Origin of the sequence: Treponema sp. OMZ 803 (genome assembly GCF_024181165.1) — a bacterium.
Lineage (GTDB): Bacteria > Spirochaetota > Spirochaetia > Treponematales > Treponemataceae > Treponema.
The window spans coordinates 1-17739 of record NZ_CP051195.1 but is presented as its reverse complement, the minus strand read 5'-3'; the positions used below and the strand labels follow the sequence as shown (position 1 = coordinate 17739).

At 44.7% G+C, this 17739-nt stretch carries 16 protein-coding genes; 3 read left to right on the top strand and 13 right to left on the bottom strand.

Annotation, left to right across the window (positions count from 1 at the left end; genetic code table 11):
- Nucleotides 1-10: 10 nt before the first annotated feature.
- From ABH09_RS00080 to ABH09_RS00055, 6 genes are all read right to left on the bottom strand, one after another.
- Nucleotides 11-1789 carry an outer membrane protein assembly factor BamB family protein gene (locus tag ABH09_RS00080; protein WP_253714724.1) on the bottom strand — a complete coding sequence of 593 codons (1779 nt, stop codon included), beginning with the start codon at nucleotides 1787-1789 and terminating at the stop codon, nucleotides 11-13.
- Nucleotides 1786-2931 carry a class I SAM-dependent RNA methyltransferase gene (locus ABH09_RS00075; protein ID WP_253714723.1) on the bottom strand — a complete coding sequence of 382 codons (1146 nt, stop codon included), beginning with the start codon at nucleotides 2929-2931 and terminating at the stop codon, nucleotides 1786-1788. Before ABH09_RS00075 ends, ABH09_RS00080 begins: the two co-directional genes overlap by 4 nt.
- Nucleotides 2932-3001: 70 nt before the next feature.
- Complete coding sequence (locus tag ABH09_RS00070; protein WP_253714722.1) at nucleotides 3002-3796, bottom strand: ABC transporter ATP-binding protein; 795 nt, start codon at nucleotides 3794-3796, stop codon at nucleotides 3002-3004.
- Entirely contained in the window at nucleotides 3793-4767 is a 975-nt protein-coding gene (locus tag ABH09_RS00065) for a FecCD family ABC transporter permease (RefSeq protein ID WP_253714721.1), read from the bottom strand. The genes ABH09_RS00070 and ABH09_RS00065 overlap by 4 nt, the downstream gene beginning before the upstream one ends.
- 62 nt (nucleotides 4768-4829) lie before the next feature.
- Nucleotides 4830-5852 carry an ABC transporter substrate-binding protein gene (locus ABH09_RS00060; protein WP_253714720.1) on the bottom strand — a complete coding sequence of 341 codons (1023 nt, stop codon included), beginning with the start codon at nucleotides 5850-5852 and terminating at the stop codon, nucleotides 4830-4832.
- 19 nt (nucleotides 5853-5871) lie between these two features.
- Complete coding sequence (locus ABH09_RS00055) at nucleotides 5872-6330, bottom strand: flavodoxin domain-containing protein (RefSeq protein WP_253714719.1); 459 nt, start codon at nucleotides 6328-6330, stop codon at nucleotides 5872-5874.
- Nucleotides 6331-6502: 172 nt separating this feature from the next.
- Here ABH09_RS00055 and ABH09_RS00050 point away from each other — a divergent pair, with 172 nt between their 5' ends.
- Together ABH09_RS00050 and ABH09_RS00045 are read left to right on the top strand one after the other, a co-directional pair.
- Entirely contained in the window at nucleotides 6503-7927 is a 1425-nt protein-coding gene (locus tag ABH09_RS00050; protein WP_253714718.1) for an AlbA family DNA-binding domain-containing protein, read from the top strand.
- Between the two features lie 39 nt (nucleotides 7928-7966).
- Nucleotides 7967-8800: a hypothetical protein gene (locus ABH09_RS00045; protein WP_253714717.1), complete on the top strand. Its 834-nt coding sequence runs from the start codon at nucleotides 7967-7969 to the stop codon at nucleotides 8798-8800.
- Nucleotides 8801-8873: 73 nt separating this feature from the next.
- On the opposite strand, the gene ABH09_RS00040 is transcribed toward ABH09_RS00045, so the two are convergent.
- From ABH09_RS00040 to ABH09_RS00015, 6 genes are all read right to left on the bottom strand, one after another.
- Nucleotides 8874-9566 (bottom strand): hypothetical protein, encoded by a 693-nt coding sequence (locus ABH09_RS00040; RefSeq protein WP_371922163.1) that lies wholly within the window; start codon nucleotides 9564-9566, stop codon nucleotides 8874-8876.
- Between the two features lie 20 nt (nucleotides 9567-9586).
- The gene (locus tag ABH09_RS00035) at nucleotides 9587-10513 is read right to left on the bottom strand and encodes an NAD(+)/NADH kinase (protein WP_162661922.1); all 927 of its coding nucleotides are present in this window, start codon (nucleotides 10511-10513) and stop codon (nucleotides 9587-9589) included.
- Nucleotides 10513-11523, bottom strand: a complete 1011-nt coding sequence (locus ABH09_RS00030; RefSeq protein ID WP_162661921.1) for an SPFH domain-containing protein — start codon at nucleotides 11521-11523, stop codon at nucleotides 10513-10515. The genes ABH09_RS00035 and ABH09_RS00030 overlap by 1 nt, the downstream gene beginning before the upstream one ends.
- Nucleotides 11524-11574: 51 nt before the next feature.
- Nucleotides 11575-12513 (bottom strand): hypothetical protein, encoded by a 939-nt coding sequence (locus tag ABH09_RS00025; protein WP_253714715.1) that lies wholly within the window; start codon nucleotides 12511-12513, stop codon nucleotides 11575-11577.
- 337 nt (nucleotides 12514-12850) lie between these two features.
- Nucleotides 12851-14041, bottom strand: a complete 1191-nt coding sequence (locus tag ABH09_RS00020; RefSeq protein ID WP_253714714.1) for a glycine C-acetyltransferase — start codon at nucleotides 14039-14041, stop codon at nucleotides 12851-12853.
- A 46-nt stretch (nucleotides 14042-14087) separates the two neighbouring features.
- Nucleotides 14088-15062 (bottom strand): L-threonine 3-dehydrogenase, encoded by a 975-nt coding sequence (locus ABH09_RS00015; protein ID WP_253714713.1) that lies wholly within the window; start codon nucleotides 15060-15062, stop codon nucleotides 14088-14090.
- 399 nt (nucleotides 15063-15461) lie between these two features.
- Here ABH09_RS00015 and ABH09_RS00010 point away from each other — a divergent pair, with 399 nt between their 5' ends.
- Complete coding sequence (locus ABH09_RS00010; protein ID WP_253714712.1) at nucleotides 15462-16175, top strand: queuosine precursor transporter; 714 nt, start codon at nucleotides 15462-15464, stop codon at nucleotides 16173-16175.
- A 175-nt stretch (nucleotides 16176-16350) separates the two neighbouring features.
- Here the strand turns inward: ABH09_RS00010 and dnaA are convergent, their stop codons facing one another.
- Nucleotides 16351-17739 carry a chromosomal replication initiator protein DnaA gene (gene dnaA / locus ABH09_RS00005; RefSeq protein ID WP_253714711.1) on the bottom strand — a complete coding sequence of 463 codons (1389 nt, stop codon included), beginning with the start codon at nucleotides 17737-17739 and terminating at the stop codon, nucleotides 16351-16353.

Sequence of the window (17739 nt, the reverse complement as noted above, 5' to 3'; positions counted from 1 at the left end):
AAGTTCAGTTTTATTCTACTATAGTTTTTATCTTTTGTCTTGCATACTGTTTAATATTTTCGGGAAAAGCACTCGCTGCGATGGTAAATAGTGCTTTTACAGCTGAACCGGCAGTCTGTTTATCACCATATTTTGCAATTTCAGTCAAAGCATCACAGGCGGCATACGCGGGTTCATAGACGCGTACCCCACAACGCTGTAGCAACAGTTGTATCGATTCGATCGAACTTGTGTCAGGGTCGGCAGCAATAAATCCCAATGCACGGATAATTGCGACAGCTAAGGTTGGGTCGGAAGTTTTTGATGCCTCATCGAGTAAAATCGTCCGATACTCCAATGATTCTAATAGTCCGAGTAATTCCGCTGCCCGTGCCCGCTCATAAATCGTAAAATTGTATGGGAAATACGCTGCCTTCTGATTGTTTGTTAAAATAGTTTGCAGGGTAAGTGCGTATGCCGCTTCATTTGTACCGAGTGTTCCTTTTGTAATGGCTTCATCGATGCTCGATAGTAGTGAGCCCGTATCTCCATAGGGAACGAAAAAAGGAAGTACTTGCGTTTTTTCTTGTGTTTTCAAAATGTGATACTGAGGCGGCGCTTCCGGCTGCGGATTGCTTTGCATAATTTTTGTATCCAGTCGCCAGCTGTTGATGACCCAATCATCAACGGCAATAAGGATGCCGCTTGATGTAATAACCGGCAGAAAAGCGGAGGCGGCAATTTTTTGTTCCCGCTTTACGGTTCCCGTTCCGCTGATAATTGCTGCTATACTTTTACAGGCAATATAATATTCACCATCCGTCTTGGAATAATATACCGGAAGCGCTATGCGGCTACTCAACTTTGCCATCCAGTTAATTTTATTTGAGGCAATGTCCCGCCCCGAAACGGTACCGTCGGCATATATGCACACCAGTTCATCGCCGGAATTTTGTATAAACAGCGGAACGGGCTCCTGCGCTTGCCAAACTGCAAAACCATTGTCGGTTGCTGCACCGACTTTTTCTTGCCCTACGGTTTTTCCATTCTGTCCGGCATTGGTTGTATGCTGTGCGACGGCTTCAGCGGTTGTTTTCCTGTTTCCAGTAGAGACCGTTTCGCTGCGGTAATAGGCGAGGATGCCGTCACCGGTGCTCATCACATACCCGCCGGGAGCAGCGGAAAGTACGGCAATATCTTTTTTTAAAGTCTTTGTGTTTAACACCTGTCCGGTGAGGGAAATAGTTAAAAAATCTTTGTTCGTAAGGATCAGCAATAATGACGCTGCTCCCGTTTCGCATAACTGCCGGGCCGGCGGAGAGGATAATTTCACCTGCCACTTAAGTTTCCCTTTTACGGAAAAACAGTAAAGATTGGATCGCGTAAGTACGCATATTCTACCGTCGGTTGTACTGTAAGGGGCATAGATAGCCGGCTCCGGCAGCTGCACCGACCACAGATAAATCCCCTGACCGGAAACAGCCTGCAGCATCCTCGACGCATCCGCAATAATCAGTATACCGGAATGGGAAACGGTCAAAAACGGTTTTATCGTTCGTTCAATATTTCTCCGCCACACAAAGGAACCGGTGTAATCGATACAGTTAAGAGCCTGATCCGAGCTTAACGTATAAATATATTCTCCATGTAAGACCGGATCGCAGAGTGTTTCGCCCGCCATAACCGCCGACCATTGGGCTTGCTCTATTTGTGCGGTTTGTGCAGTAAGTAGGCTTATCGGGATAAATAAAAGAACGAACGAAAGGATCGCTGTAGATAAGGTGACTAAAAAATACTTCGAGTTTTTCATCGTATAAAAATTCCTAAAAGTTCGCAGTGGTGCGTTTGCGGATAAAAGTCGAATAACCGGTACTCAATAAATCGGTACCCCAATGCGGTTAGTTTTTTTGCATCGCGGACAAAGGTTGCGGGGTTGCAGGAAACATAGTGAATACGCGGAATTTTTGCTTGCCCCAAATAGATACGGACTCGTTCATGGATACCCTGCCGCGGGGGGTCGATAACGATGGCATCATAAGTGAGTTGTGCAGCGGGGATATCCGGCCAATCGGCATCGGAAACTGTATGGAAAAAGCATCGGCAGGGGCTGTTTTTTTCCGCAATAATCCGGTCAAGATTTTGCTTTGCCGTGATAAGTGCCCGTTCGTTGTGTTCCACCAAGTGAAGTTCGGCCGCTTTGCCCGTTAAAAAAGCGGAGAACGTACCGACGCCGGCATAAAAATCGAGTATTCGTGTGCATCGAGGAAGATCGGATACCGGTTCAATCAGTTTTTCCAGCACTGCAATATTCGACTGAAAAAAGCCGAATACGTTAAAGTTCAGTACGGTACCATTTACCCGTGCCGAAGCATTGGGGCGGGCAGGGCTGTACACCACCGCATCTTGTGCAAAAACATGGAGCCGATCTTTATCCATCTTTTTATTATGAGGAAAAAGTTTTTGCAGTCCGCCTTGCTGCAAAACGGTACGCAACGCAGGTGCCGCAATAGGACAGTCGCGTACGGGAATAACCGTGTTGCTCGAAACCCCATGCATCCCGATTGTTCCGTTTTTATCCGTATGGAATTGAAACCGATTTCGATATTCCCATGCGGGTCCCGCAATAAAAATCGGTGGACGTTCCGGTGTAATATGCGCCCTGTCGAAAAGCTCTGCAACCATTATCTGCCGGAGTGATTGCTGAAAGTCGTCATCCGCAATTTGCAGATTACATCCGCCGCAGTGTCCGAAATACGGGCAGGGCGGTTCAATCCGGTGCGGAGAAGGAGTAAGAACTTTTTTAATGGCGGCTTCGCTGTAATCGCGTTTATTTACCGTAACGGTAATATCGAGTTCTTCATCGGGAAGTGCAAAGGGGATAAACACGGTTTTCCCGTCAACCCGCGCAAGAGCTTTTCCTCCGAATACGATCTTTTCCGTAGTAACCCGCATAAAGTGTAGTATACAGGAAACCGGACGTTTTATAAAGCAGCCGCGGAGACAGAAACGGTCGGCGCTGCCGTTATTTCAAATACACAAACGGGATATCATCGATGCGTTGGAGCCGGATAGCGCCGCAGCCTTTTTCTGCGTACATAACATTCAGCATCGCGGTGATGTTGCGTTCAAAATCGGGATTAGTTTTTTCTTCTACGGCTGCGATACCTCCGCCGTAAATGCAGTAGACAAGGTCGGCGTATTGCAAGGCAAGCGCGGGGTTATGAATAGAAACGAGTACCGTCTTGTGCGCTTTTGTGCAAAGCTTACGGGTAATCTGCATAATCTTATGCTCGTTGTAAAAATCGAGATTGGCGGTCGGTTCATCCAAGAGGATGATGGGCGCATCCTGTACCATGCCGCGGGCAAGCATCACAAGCCGCGATTCCCCGGAGCTGAGCTGACTGTAATAGCGGTCTGCGAATTGCGTTAAGCCGAATACCTCAAGCGCATGGTCGACATATTCCCAATCTTTTTGCGAAGGGACTTGCAGCGCGGTTTGATGGGGATTACGTCCCATCACGACAAAGTCGCGTACCGTGTAGGTAAATACGCCGGAATGTCCCTGCGGAATGTAACATACTTTTTGGGCGAACCGCTTCCGTGTAAGCTGCGCCGCATTTTCTCCTAATACGGAGAGCGTACCGGAGGCGGGCTTATCCAATCCGGCAAGCAGCCGCAACAGCGTGGTCTTGCCCGCGCCGTTAGGGCCTATCAGCGCAATAACCTGTTGCTGCGGAATATTCAGCCGGAGGTCTTTCAGAATAGGCTGGGTTCCCCGCACCGCCGTAACGCCGTCAAGCTCAAAAGCCGCATTCATATTCCAATCCAAATATCGTTGTTCCGGTGGAGCATCAGCTGCGCAAGAATCGGCGCGCCGATAACAGCCGTGATAATACTGACCGGTATCTCATTGCCGGACAGGGAGCGAGCAACGGTATCCGCAAACAGCAGCAGGGCGGCGCCGCACATAAAAGAAAGCGGGGCAACCTTGTAATTGTTATTGCCGAACAGCAGCCGGATAACATGCGGCGCAATAAGCCCGATCCAACTGATGATACCCGCAGCGGACACCACACTCGCAACCAACAATGTCGAAGTGATAATAAACAGCAGCCGCATCTTTTTAACCGGCGTACCGAGCGACGCCGCTTCTTCATCACCGAGCGAGAGAATATTGAGCTGTCTGCGGAACAGGATAATAAAGCTGCATCCCGCAACGGCAATCGGTAAAAAGGCGGCGAGCTTTTTCCACGTGATAATGTTAAAACAGCCCATCAGCCAGAACTCAAGAGCAGGCAGCTCATTGAGCGGATCCGCCATGTATTTGATAAGGGATACGCCTGCTCCGGCAAGCGCATTGATGATGACACCTGCAAGCACGAGGCGTATCAGACTGTGTTCTCCGCCGATATTCGAAAGCTGCAACACAAGCAACGTCGCGCCGATGCCGCCCGCAAAGGCGCAGAGCTGAATGCCTGCCGCACTTGTATGGAGCAGCACTATACCGATTGCCGCGCCGAGGGAAGCGCCGGTAGAAACACCGATGATGTCGGGCGCCACCAGCGGATTGCGGAACAGACTTTGCAGACTTACCCCGCTTAACCCGATTGCACCTCCTGAAAGAAAGACAAAGAGCGTACGCGGCAGCCGGATGTTCATAAAGATATTGTAATCGGCTGTGGTTATCGCCGCAAATGCATCGGTGCGGAACAGGATCGAAAGTATCTTAATAAAAGAGAGCGGATAACGCCCCCAGCTCAGCGAGAATATCAGCGCCGCCAGAGGCATTATACAGGCTGCACATATCAGTTTAGTCCGGTACCGCATCTGCATTGAAAGGTTTTATCTTTTTATTTTACATTAAGAGAGGCGAGGCCTTTTTCTTTACCGAAGAAGTCCCGATAAAAGGCCTTGGTTTTTTCCGCTAAATAACCGGCAGGAACTTTTCCCGGATGCAGTTTATCGGCAAGCCAGATAACGCCGAGGCATGAGCACGGAATGGGGGAATCCCACTCATCAACACTTGACGGGAATACATAGACCTTGCCGTTATCCACTGCGGGAATACCCTTCCATTCAGCCTTTCCGGCGAGTTCTGCCGGAGTTACCTTCGAGCCCGTTGCGATAACGATAACCTGCGGGGCGTATTTCTGCACTTGTTCCAGCGATACTTTTGTCCAATAGACATCGGTAATGTCATCGCTCACCAATTTTCCGCCTGCTGCCGCAACGAGTTCCGCTTGGAACATCTTGGGGCTGAGCGCGTTCAGAGGATCGGAGCGGCTGGCTACATAAACGGATACCGCCGGTTCGCCTTTTACAAAACCTGCGACATCATTTAAAATGGTCTTATAAAAGGTGAGCAGTTTTTGCGCTTGTTCCCGATTACCGGAAGCGGCGCCGAGCATTTCGACATAGCTGAAAAAATTCTTTATCGTTTCAGGTTCAATAACCAATGCGGGAACACCGAGCGCTTCGATTTGAGGAAGCTGCTGCGCGGCTTTAAACGGCACTAAAATGAGGTCAGGCGACAGAGAAGCAACCGCTTCGAGGTTCAAGTTCTTTGCGCCGCCGCATGCGGGCTTATCCGCTAGCTCGGGAGCGAATTCTTTAATAAACGGCCGTCCGCCTTTTCCGCCGTCACCCGATACGATATATTCCCGACAGCCGATTGCCAATGCCGTGTTGCTGAGAATATAAAACGGCGCGACAATCCGCTCCGGCTTTTTGGGGATAACAACGGTTCTGCCTTGATGATCGGTTACGGTTGCAAAACCTTCCGATGTTTTTTTGTCCTGCTTTCCGCCTGCCCATACCGGCAAAGCTGCAAGCATTACAACTAAGATTGCTAATGAACAGAGTTTTTTACACATAGGATCCTCCTTTATAGACTTAGATAGACGTTAACATAATCTTCTTAACAAACTCAACCCCGTCTGCAAGCTCTTTATCATCAGGGTGTCCTTTGCCTAAGCCGCCGAACAGCTTGAATGGCCCGAAAGTATCAAATCCCTTGCATTCAAACTCCCCCAAGACGGTAAAGCCGTTTGCCTGTAAATAACCGGCAAATTTTTTCGCATACCGACCTTTTCCCATTCCACTTGTACATACGGCAAAAGCATATTTCGGAAATTCATGCCGGTGATGTTTCAAAAATGCATATATCGATTTATGAAATCTTCCCGCATATATTCCCGAAGCGAAGCCGACACAATCATATTCCGAAAAATCGACATTTTGAGCTTGTTCTGCCTTAAACAGCGTTACCGGCATATCGTGTGCCATTGCCGTAACTAGTTTTTCCGTATTTCCATGATGAACCGATGCATAGATAATAGCCGCTTTTTTCATAAAATCTCCCAATAAAAATGTGAAAACTCCATGCCGAGCAATGTACTTACATTATCCGACAGCGTCTTTTTTTAACGGTGCGATTGTACTACTTTTCCGATACCGATATCAATATAATATTTCGGTATGGAAAATAAGCTCTTGGCGTGATAAAATCAGCATAAGGAGAATTATGACACCAGAAGAAATAAAGAAACTCATTCAAAACGGTGAAAAAATAGATGTTGAATTTAAAGAATCAAAGAATGCCTTATCAAAAGACGTATATGATTCCGTTTGTTCTTTTAACAATAGAAACGGCGGTCATATAGTATTAGGAGTTAACGACAAAAGGGAAATTACCGGCGTTAATCCTGACAAGGTTGATAAAATAACAAAGGAATTTACAACAGCTATTAATAATTCGCAAAAAATATATCCGCCTTTATACTTAACACCTGTTTCAATAGACATAAAAGGAAAGAAACTTATTTATATCAGAGTACCAAAAGGCTGTCAGGTGTGCAGGCACAATGGGCGCATTTGGGATAGGTCTTACGAGGGTGATATAAATATTACCGATAATGCGGAACTGGTATATAAGCTTTATGCGCGGAAACAAAGCACCTATTTTGTAAATAAGGTCTATCCTAATTTAGGAATAGATTGTTTAAACTCAGCGGTAATTGAAAAAGCACGAAGAATGGCTATTGCAAGGAATCAAAATCATTTATGGATGGGTATGAATGATGAAGAACTTTTGAGAACGGCTAATTTAATTTTAATTGATCCGGAAACAAATAAAGAAGGTATTACCTTAGCTGCAATTTTATTATTTGGAAAAGACAACGCCATTATGTCCGTTTTATCACAGCATAAAACGGATGCACTATTTAGAGTAGAGAACAAAGACCGATATGATGACAGAGATGTCGTCATTACCAATCTGATTGACAGTTATGATAGACTTATCAACTTTGGCAGAAAGCATTTGAATGACTTGTTTGTTTTAGAAGGCATTGTTAATGTCAATGCAAGAGATAGAATACTTCGAGAAGTAGTTTCCAACACATTAGCTCACAGGGATTATTCAAGCGGATTCCCTGCCAAAATGATTATCGATGATGAAAAAATTACTATCGAAAATAGCAATGTAGCACATGGGATAGGCGCATTGGATTTGCAAAAACTCGAACCGTTTCCTAAAAATCCGTCGATATCTAAAGTCTTTAGGGAAATCGGGATTGCCGATGAGCTTGGTTCCGGTATGCGTAACACCTATAAGTACACACAGCTGTATTCGGGAAAAAATCCTATTTTTGAAGAAGGTGATATATTCAGAACGATTATTCCACTCAAGAAGATTGCGACGGAAAAGGTTGGCGAAAAGAATGTCCCTCAGAATGTCCCTCACAATGTCCCTCACAATGTCCCTCAGAATAAGAAAGAACTGATTGAATTTATAAAGGCAAAGGTGAGGTCAAATAATAAGATTACAAGGCAAACTATTGCAGATAGTGCCGGCGTAAGTGTAAAAACTATCCAGAGAACCATAAAAGAGATAGAGAATTTACGATATATCGGTACCGGAAATAACGGATATTGGGAACTTAATTAGAAACGTAAAAAATTTGAACAGGAATAAAACGATCGGCGTATGGAATTAGATTTTAAGCATGCTTCATTACAGGAAATAATTGACTATGCTCCCGATCTCCGTAGGGAGGCGTATGTAGATGCAACACTGCGGATGCAGGCGGATGATAATATCGTCGGGGTGTTCGGCTCTGCGTATTCGGAAGCTCAGTCTCCCGTCATCGACGAAGCGCTCATCTACAGCTGCGGTCTTGTGCCGGTGCCGATTGTCGGAGTGGACGCCTTTATTTTTAAACACGGTGATTATCCCGCCTGCGATGCAATCAAGAGTACGATGGTATATTTAACGACGCAAAAGTGTCCGCTGCTGTATTCTTCCAAGATGTATGTACTTGACGGTTGCTGCCCTGCTGTCGAAACCGCGTTCCGGCAGTGTACGCAAAAAACTGTGCATATATACAACGATGCGGAAACACTCAAGACCGTGCTGCAACAGGTGTATGGCTGTGAGTATTCCGCTACCCGCTATCAAGAATCGAAGTCTGCCTTTCTAATATTGAGCGGCTTGCTGCAGCAGCTTGAGCAAAGTACACTTTCCGGCAATGACTTTGGGGTGCTCGCTTTTTATTCCCGTTTTATCTTTGAGCTTGAAGAACGGATCGCTTTCTTGGCGCGGGTGTGCGAATTGTTTTCTTCCGCAGCAACCTGGGAACATTCATCTCATTCACCGGAAAAACGAGAGCCTGTTTCAATTCATTGTCCTGACGGCATCATACAAAAAATCAAACCGGCTGCCGGAAATTATTTTAAGCCAGTACGGGTGAAGCCCGGAAACTTCGCGGATATTGCTTGTGCGGGGTGCATCTATCCCGCGGCTGAGTATGTGGGCTATTGAGGGAGCTGTTCTTAACTTCTCGTTGAACCGTCCTAATAATGAAACTGTGCAATATACCAACAGCAATTTTTAGTTATTCCTGCACGGAATATTGAAATTTTTTTGAATCCCAAAAAATTTCTGAAATTCTTGTCTCATAATTGTCAATAACAGCAGAATATTTGCTTCTTTCTAACTTCATTGAATGCATTTTTTTATTCACATCGAGAATAAAACAAATATCATCTTGTGCAGGTAAAGTTATCTTAAATGCTCCATTATGGAATTCCCAAAACTCCAAAGTCGCACCTTCTTCTGAGTATGCTGATTGAGCAAACATAAGTTCTGTAATTCCATTATCATTAAAATCTCCTACCCAACCAAAACGATAGGGCTTGCCTAATGCTGATAAGTCCTGTTCCATTTTCAAAGATTTATAAAAAGAATCCATATTTTCTTCATAATTATAATAGCAGCAATTGATTTTTAATTCTCCCCACAATTTAGGCTTTTCGTTATGAACCTCATATAAGAATGTTTTCTGCACTGTTTTTGATGCGTTTTTATTTTTTACAGCATCACAAAAAATAATGATAGAAGTCTCTTCTTTAGAAATGAAGTTTCCGATGGCATAATCTATGATATAGAAATTGTTAGGAATAGAATATGAAATACCTTTTAATAAAGCGGTATCGCCATTTTGTGCGTATATTGCAACCGTAGGAAAAACATATAAGACACAGAGTATGCCTATCTTTTTCATGGTATTACTCCTTTGAGAGAATATGCTAATGAAAGACCGAGTGTTTATTTCACTACGATATTGCCTTTGGAATCTGCAATGGAAATACGCGCGACAACCGAATAATTAAAATCAAGGTAATCATCTTGAATGCCGTCGGAAAAGATGATGCCGTTTTCTCCCATCCTCGATTCGACACAAAAATCCGTACCGGGGGTGATAGAACCGAAAATAATCTTTGTACCGGTGTTGACGCTCGGGAACGGTTCCCTCACGGCAAAGGTGAGTTGTTCTTTGCCCCAATCGATGACGGACTTCGCTTTAATTGCGAGCGATTGTTTTGATAAGCGGCCGGTAATTCCCGAAGCGCCTGCCAATACGCTTTTCATCCAACCGGAGCGTCCGAGCGGCGTAGAAACGATAATGCCGCTTGAAGATTGATTTTCTACGGCTCCGTCAACCGTAATAGCATACCGCGCCGACGCATGATTTTTAACACCGATAAAAAAATCGTTGACGGCATACAGCACCTGATTATCGGAAAGCTGTACTTTCGCTTTGGTAACCTGCTTTACGGTTGCCTCATCATTCAATGCCTGCCTGATAACCGTTCCGGCCTCATCTACGGAAAACTGAGACAGGACGCCGTCCCACCTGCTCGGGTCGGGATTAATGCCGATCAGTTTTTGCGCTTCCAGATATTTCAGAGTATTGGCAATAAGGCCGTCCTGTCCGACGGTAATAACCGTATCATTTTTGCCGAATATAAAATTCGGTAAAAATTTCCAGTCGATAACTTGTACGTTGCCGATACCTTGCGCGGTTTTTACCAGCCTATCCAATACCGCATAGTACGTTTCGTGTTCCGCTTCATAATCCTTAAAATCCGCATTCAGATGTTCGATGTAAAATTGAGCCTGCTGCTTTGTATTAAACCGCGCGACAAGCGCGTCCAAACGAGTCGGACGGCGGATAATAATCAGCCTGTCCATTATTTTTTCATCAGCTGCTGTAACAGTTCCGAACTGATGTTCAGCTCGCCGATTTTACCGGCATTTTCCGCGAGCCCGGTAAATGCATTTGCGATCAGCTTTTCGGGCGCCATACCGATTGAAGAAAGCGCTTTGATAATTTCGGGATTGATCTTGGACATCGGCTCCAGAACGGCGTTCAGCGAATAGGCTTTAATATCCGCTTCGGTCTTCTTGTTCTTAACGGAAATTTCAATAAGCTTCGCATTTTCCTGCTCCTGCTTAATTTTGAACGCCATATCTTCCTGTAAAATAACCCGTTTCTTTTCTTGAACCGTTCGTTTCCCCTCCATGTGCGCTTCCATAATTTGCCGCTGTTTTTCTTCAACTGCGATCTGCGTATTCAATTCATTTTCTTTTATTTTCCGCTCCTGCTCTACCGCTGCATTACGCCGCTTGTACACCGCATCATCCGCTTCGCGCAGAATATTTTCTCGCGTTTCCGCTTCCAACGCCCGCGCTGTTTCTTTGTTCGGCAAGATTGAAAGAATATTGATATTTGTGATTGTGATTCCCAAATTTTGCAGATATTCATTGTGCTGCACCGCTTCTTTTAATGCTCCTGCAATTCGATCAATTGATTGTATCGCTTCCCGCAAAGGCAGCTTGGAAACTTCGGTTTTGGTCATCGTATTTACCAAATTGATAATAATCCGGCTCAATTTTTCAGGATCATCCGAGAGGTACGCATAATTTTTAAGATCGACGGAGAAATTAACTTGATCGATAATTTTTTCGGTATCTGTTATTTTATAGATCAAATCACCTTGTATGGTCAGCGTTTGATAATCGCTCGAAAGCTCTTCAAACATGAACGGTACGTTTTTTGTTTCAAGCGGAACGGTAATAATCGAAGTCGAAGGTTTATAAAACCAAAACGAAAGCCCGCGCCCTTTTTTTACCACACGTCCTTTTTTAATTACGTGAATATACTCATTTGGTTCAAATTTTACAAATCGCAATCCGAACATATCGGCTCTCCTCTGATAGCTGGTACAGCATAATGCAATGACTCTTTACACCTAATCCAATCTTTTTATTTTGATAAACCGTACTTCTTGCCTGTAAGCGCTTACCATTGTAAGAATTGAGGACAGTATTAAGACTCCGCCGTTTATCAATAGATCTCTTCTAACCAGCTTTGCGATGTCCGGTTCAGTGAATATAAGCTCCGGCGTTTCTTTTAAAACATCAAAGAAACTAATAAGTTCATTCTCGGGGTTCTCGTGTACTACCTCGTAGATACGCCAGCCGTATTCCAATACGGTTGCCGCTGCGAGCGCGATGCACAACACAATAAAAATCATAACGATGGCTTTTACGGTTGTTTTTTTCCCCAGTCGTTTATATACAGCATAGGATATTGCGCTGAGCAAGGCAGGAATCGCCCAAACATAGAGGTTCATTTTTCCGACGATAACATACAGTATGATTCCCGCTAATGCAACGCCGATAACGCCCAATGTACCGAGTAAAAAATTTTCTTGCGTGTTTTTGTCTTTTTCTTTTTGAGCGGTAAGATCAGCTTCTTTTTCCGCCCGCTCAGCTTCGGTTAGATACAGGTATTGCAGTCCTATTTGAAATAACCGTATCGTTCCATCATTTTTACCATAGATAAATCCGCCGGATTTATACTTATTCTCTATCAGGAATGGGATAACGGTATCATTCAGTAAATCAAATGTTTTCTTATAATTGCCTAATGCCGGCGTAGGATATTCAAAGATTAATGTTGCGTTATCGATACGCGTTTTTACTTTTTTTATTTCGCAAAGCCGCGATTGCAAAAGGGCGAACAAGTCTTCTCCATTTTCTGCCTTAGAAGCGCCGATGGTAAGGATACATTTCTTCGCATTGGCATCTACGTGAAAAATCGTATAAAACCCTTGCAGCATTCCTGCGTATACATTCTTATATTTTTTAAATTGATAATCTTTAGATAAAAAGTCTAAACTTCCCATGAGTGTTCCTCTTTGAGTAAATAAGGTGTGCCGCAAATAATGCGGCAGCTGTTAAGTCTATCCTTTTTTTATATAAAGATAAAGAGGCCGACTCGGAGTAAACGCAGCAGGCTATTTATTTAACGCCCGCGCGGAAAAATTGATACGTTGAGGATTTTTCAGTAGCGGCACGGATGCCGCTGGTTATATCAGGAGCGATGGGGATGTCTCAAAAGTTGGTTACTTTTTCGACATCCCCGCGAGTTTAAAATCAAGTCTTTACACAGTAATGACTTAATTTTAAACATCGCATCTAAATCTAAGCCGTAGACGGTATGCATATTTTCAAAAGGAAATATTACGCGATAATGCCCATTTCTTTTCCGACTTTTTCGAAGATAGCGATAGCGCGGTCGAGCTGTTCGGTGGTGTGTCCTGCCGTTACCATACAGCGGACACGTCCGGTGCCTTTGGGTACGGTGGGGAACACGATCGGCCCGATGAATAAGCCGTTTTCAAACAACTTTTTGGAGAACTCGAGTGTTTTCGCTTCTTCCCCAATGATGACCGGCGTAATGGGGGTTTCGCTGTGTCCGGTGTTAAAGCCGAGTCGAGCGAGCTTTTCTTTGAAGTAGCGGGCATTTTTCCACAGCCGGTCGGTGTATTCGGTTGATTCCATCAGCATTTTAACGGCTTCGATACAGGCACCGATAGCGGCAGGGGGAAGTCCGGTGGAGAACAGGAAGGGGCGGCCGCGGTTTTTCAGCCAGTCGATGGTAACTTGCTTACCGGCAACGTAGCCTCCGACAACGCCGATTGCCTTGGACAGGGTGCCGATTGCAAAGTCTACTCTGCCGTGCAGGTGGAAGTGGTCAACGGAGCCGCGTCCGCTTTCGCCTAATACACCGCTTGCGTGGGCGTCATCCACGTAGGTTAAGCACTCGTATTTTTCCGCAAGTGCAACGATTTCCGGTAGCTTGGCAATGTCGCCGTCCATGGAGAACACGCCGTCGGTGATGATGAGGATGTTGCGGTAGTTGGGGCGCTTTTCTTTTAAAACCCGCTCCAAGTCTGCCATGTCGGAGTGCTTAAACACTGCCTTATCGGCTTTTGAAAGGCGGGAGCCGTCAATGATGGACGCATGGTTTAATTCGTCGGATAGGATGAGATCGCCTTTGTCAGTAACCGCTTGGATAACCCCTGCGTTGCAGTTAAAACCTGACTGGAAGGTGAGTACCGCTTCTTCCCGCTTGAACTTTGCCAGCAGTTCTTCCAGCTCATCGTGGATTTTCATGTTGCCGATGATGGGGCGGACAGCACCGGCTCCCGCTCCGTAAGTCTCAATAGCTGTGATTGCAGCCTTCTTGAGCCGTGGATGGTTTGCAAAGCCCAGATAGTTATTTGATGAAAGGTTGATAACTTTCTTTCCATTGATAACGCATTCTGCTTCGTTCGGCCCGTCAAGCGTTACCGGTACCTTATACAAGCCTTGATCTTTTAATTCCTGTACTTTTTGTTGTAAAAAAGCCATTTCGTGGATGTTGCTCATTGTTTTCTCCTTTTCAATGAAATTTAATGCTCATTGCAACGTTTCTTTATTTCCGTGCCGAGTGATACGCAACGCCGAGCCGCTTGCTCAGTTTTTCCAGCATATCGACGGTCATGGTTTCCAGTGTGTATTCGGGTTTCCAGTTCCATTCATTCCGTGCGCAGGTGTCATCGATGGAGTTAGGCCATGAATCGGCGATTGCCTGCCGCATGGGATCAACCTTGTAAGTCATTTGGAATTCCGGGATGTGCTTTTTAATTTCCGCTGCGATAATTTCCGGCGTGAAGCTCATCGAGGCGATATTAAAGGCGTTACGGTGGATTAACTTTGACTCATCTGTTTCCAAAAGCTGCTGAACTGCTTTGAGGGCATCGGGCATATACATCATGTCCATATAGGTGCCTTCTTTAATAAAGCACTCGTATTTTTTGTTCTTAAGCGCTTCGTAATAAATGTCAACGGCATAGTCGGTAGTGCCGCCGCCCGGAGGAGTTGTATACGAGATGAGGCCGGGGAAGCGCACGCCGCGGGTGTCAACACCGAAACGCTTGTGGTAGTAGTCGCAGAGCAGCTCACCTGAGACCTTTGTTACGCCGTACATTGAGGTAGGGCGCTGAATAGTGTCTTGCGGGGTTTTATCTTTTGGAGTACCCGGTCCGAAAGCTGCGATAGAGCTGGGGACAAAGAACCGGTATTTGTTTTCCCGGGCAATTTCCAGCATATTATATAATCCGTGGATGTTGATGTTGAATGCCATTTGCGGATCGCGTTCCGCAACAGCGGAAAGGAGCGCTGCTAAGTGAATAACAGTATCGACCTTATATTTTTTACATGCATCAGCAACCTTCTGCGGTTCCAATACGTTTAATTGCTCAAACGGCCCGGATTCAAGGACTTCCGGCATGTCTTTTTTAACTACATCACTTGCAATTACATTGCTGCCGCCGTAGGTCTTGCGTAGGTGCATAACCAGCTCACTGCCGATTTGACCGAGGGCTCCTGTTACCAGTATTGTTTTCATATTACCTCCTCAGATAATACACTTTTACCTTCGCACGAAATTTTAAATAAAATTTCGTGTATTTTATTTTAAGGAAGGGCAAACGCATCAGACAAATATGTAAAAATTCAGAATAAAAGTTTACCACATAGAACCGACGCTTTTGAAAAGAGACTTTTCGTTAGCCTTTTGAAAAGAGAGCGGTAGATACAAGGAGATAGGCAAAAAAGCACCGCAGGCGTATCTTTGATACGTTGAGGATACTTTTTTGCCGTACGACACAGTAGATACCCCTCTATTTTCAAAAGAACAGGTTGAACAGCCCCAATTATTTTGCGGGGTTATTAGGTAACTGTCTGATGCGGTTGCCCTGATATATTTAGTATATCACTGCTGTTCCGATTTTGCTATAATAAAATAATGAATGACACTATTTTGACAGATGAAGCCAAGGGCTTCACGAAGAAAAAGAATTTCTTGCCGGTTATTTCCGGACTCTTTATCGGTGTATTGGTTCTGTCGAATATTTTGGCAGTAAAAATGGTGCAGATCGGTCCGTTTGTTTTTGACGGTGGAACACTACTGTTCCCGTTTTCGTATATCTTCGGCGATGTGCTGACTGAGGTATACGGCTATCGGGATACGCGGAAAGTCATTTGGACGGGCTTTGTCGTCCTCATTTTTATGGCGTTCAATGTCTGGCTGGTGAGTATTTTGCCGGCAGAGGGCGGCTGGAATCTGCAAAGCGATTTTAATAATATTTTGCTGCAAATGCCTCGTATCAGCGCAGGTAGTATCTGCGGCTACTTTGTCGGTGAGTACAGCAATTCTACCGTTCTTTCTAAAATGAAGGTGCTTACCAGCGGTAAACACCTGTGGATGCGCACCATCGGTTCCACTTTGGTCGGAGAACTGCTGGACAGTATCATTTTTGTGATGATTTCGTTTTCAGGGCTGTACGCATCTTCTGTTTTAATTGTAATGGCTTTTTCCAATTATCTTTTTAAGACAACGATAGAGGTTGTCTGCACACCCTTTACCTATCTGGTTGTCAACTTCTTTAAAAAACACGAACAGCTTGATACCTACGATTATGGCGAGCGGTATAACCCGCTGCCGCAGTTTAGCAGGTGATTTACAAAAAACTACTTCAGTACGGCCTCAGAATGGTATTGTTAAGAAATATACATCCTGAGTACATTTCTGAATTATGAGTTTTCCTCAAGAAAACTCAATACTGTTTAGAACTACTAACGCCGCTACTCAATCCGATATACAGATATATCGGATTGAGCAAGACTTATCAGCGTTATTGGTTGGCGTTGGTGATGCGTTTTTTTAGCTCGGCGATGGTAACTTCCAGCGAAGGTTCAAGCGCTGTCTGTGTTTCTATTTTTTGATGCCCGTGCATAACTGTCGAATGGTCTCGTCCGCCTAATTCAACACCGATTTCCGTAGTGGAAAATTCGGTCATTTCACGAGCCAGATACATTGCCACCTGCCGTGGGAAAGAAACATTTTTTGTCCGTTTTTTTCCTTTTAAATCGATATATGAGATACCGAAATAGTCGGCAACGATTTTTAAAATCGTGTCGATTGAAATATTATGCTGACGGGGAGATCCGAACATGTCTTGTAAAAGTCGCTGCGCATTTTCGAGCGTAACGGGACCAGTCAGCTCCGAATACGCTTGTAATTTAGTGAGCGCACTTTCCAAATCACGGACATTGGAAGAAACATTCTTTGCAATTAGGTGTACTACTTCGTCGGGAACAGAAAAATGTTCATCTTGAAGCTTTTTAAATAAAATAGCACAGCGAGTTTCATACGAAGGTATCTTTAAGTCGATACTCAGACCGCGGGTAAAGCGGGAGCGGAGCCGGTCGGTTAAGTTTTTCAGTTCTTCTACCGGACGGTCGCAAGTAAATACGATTTGCTTATTATTTTCATAGAGGGCGTTAAAAGTGTGGAACAGCTCTTCTTGAGTCCCTTCCTTTTTCTCCAAAAAGTGAATATCATCAAGCAGCAACACATCCGCATTGCGGTATTTATTTTTAAATTCATGCATTTTATTTTTATTTACATGAGCGATATACTCATTTGTAAAGGTTTCCGCCGGGGCATACAAAATCTTCAAGTTGGTTGTTTGATACAAGGCATTGCCGATTGCCTGCATCAGGTGTGTCTTGCCCAATCCTACACCACCGTAAATTAGCAGCGGATTATAAGCCGTCCCGGGATTCTTTGAAACGGCAATCGCAGCATTTGCCGGAAGGGGGTTGTCGGCATCTATCACGAATTTATCGAATGTATAACGTTCATTCAGCAGCGGGTGCTTCTTTTTTTCTTCAGGCAGCGCCGTCTTTTGCGGTTCATGGGAAACCGATGCTAACATCCCTGCCGGTTTATCTTTTTTAGGTACCGACTGAATATCCATTGCCTGCGGAGCTTTTATTTCAAATTCAATACTGATACGAGAGCCGAGCAGCTCCAATAACTTTTTTTCGATGAGAAGTTCATAGCGTTGCCGCACATTATCGCGATAAAAACCGGAAGGTACCGATAAAACGATTACGGTATCCGTTGCCCTCTCGTAGCCAATACGCGAGAACCACATGGATATTTCCTGTTCGCCTATTTCATCTTTTAATTGTTTTACGGTTTCTTCCCAAAAAATACGATAATCGCAACTATTCAT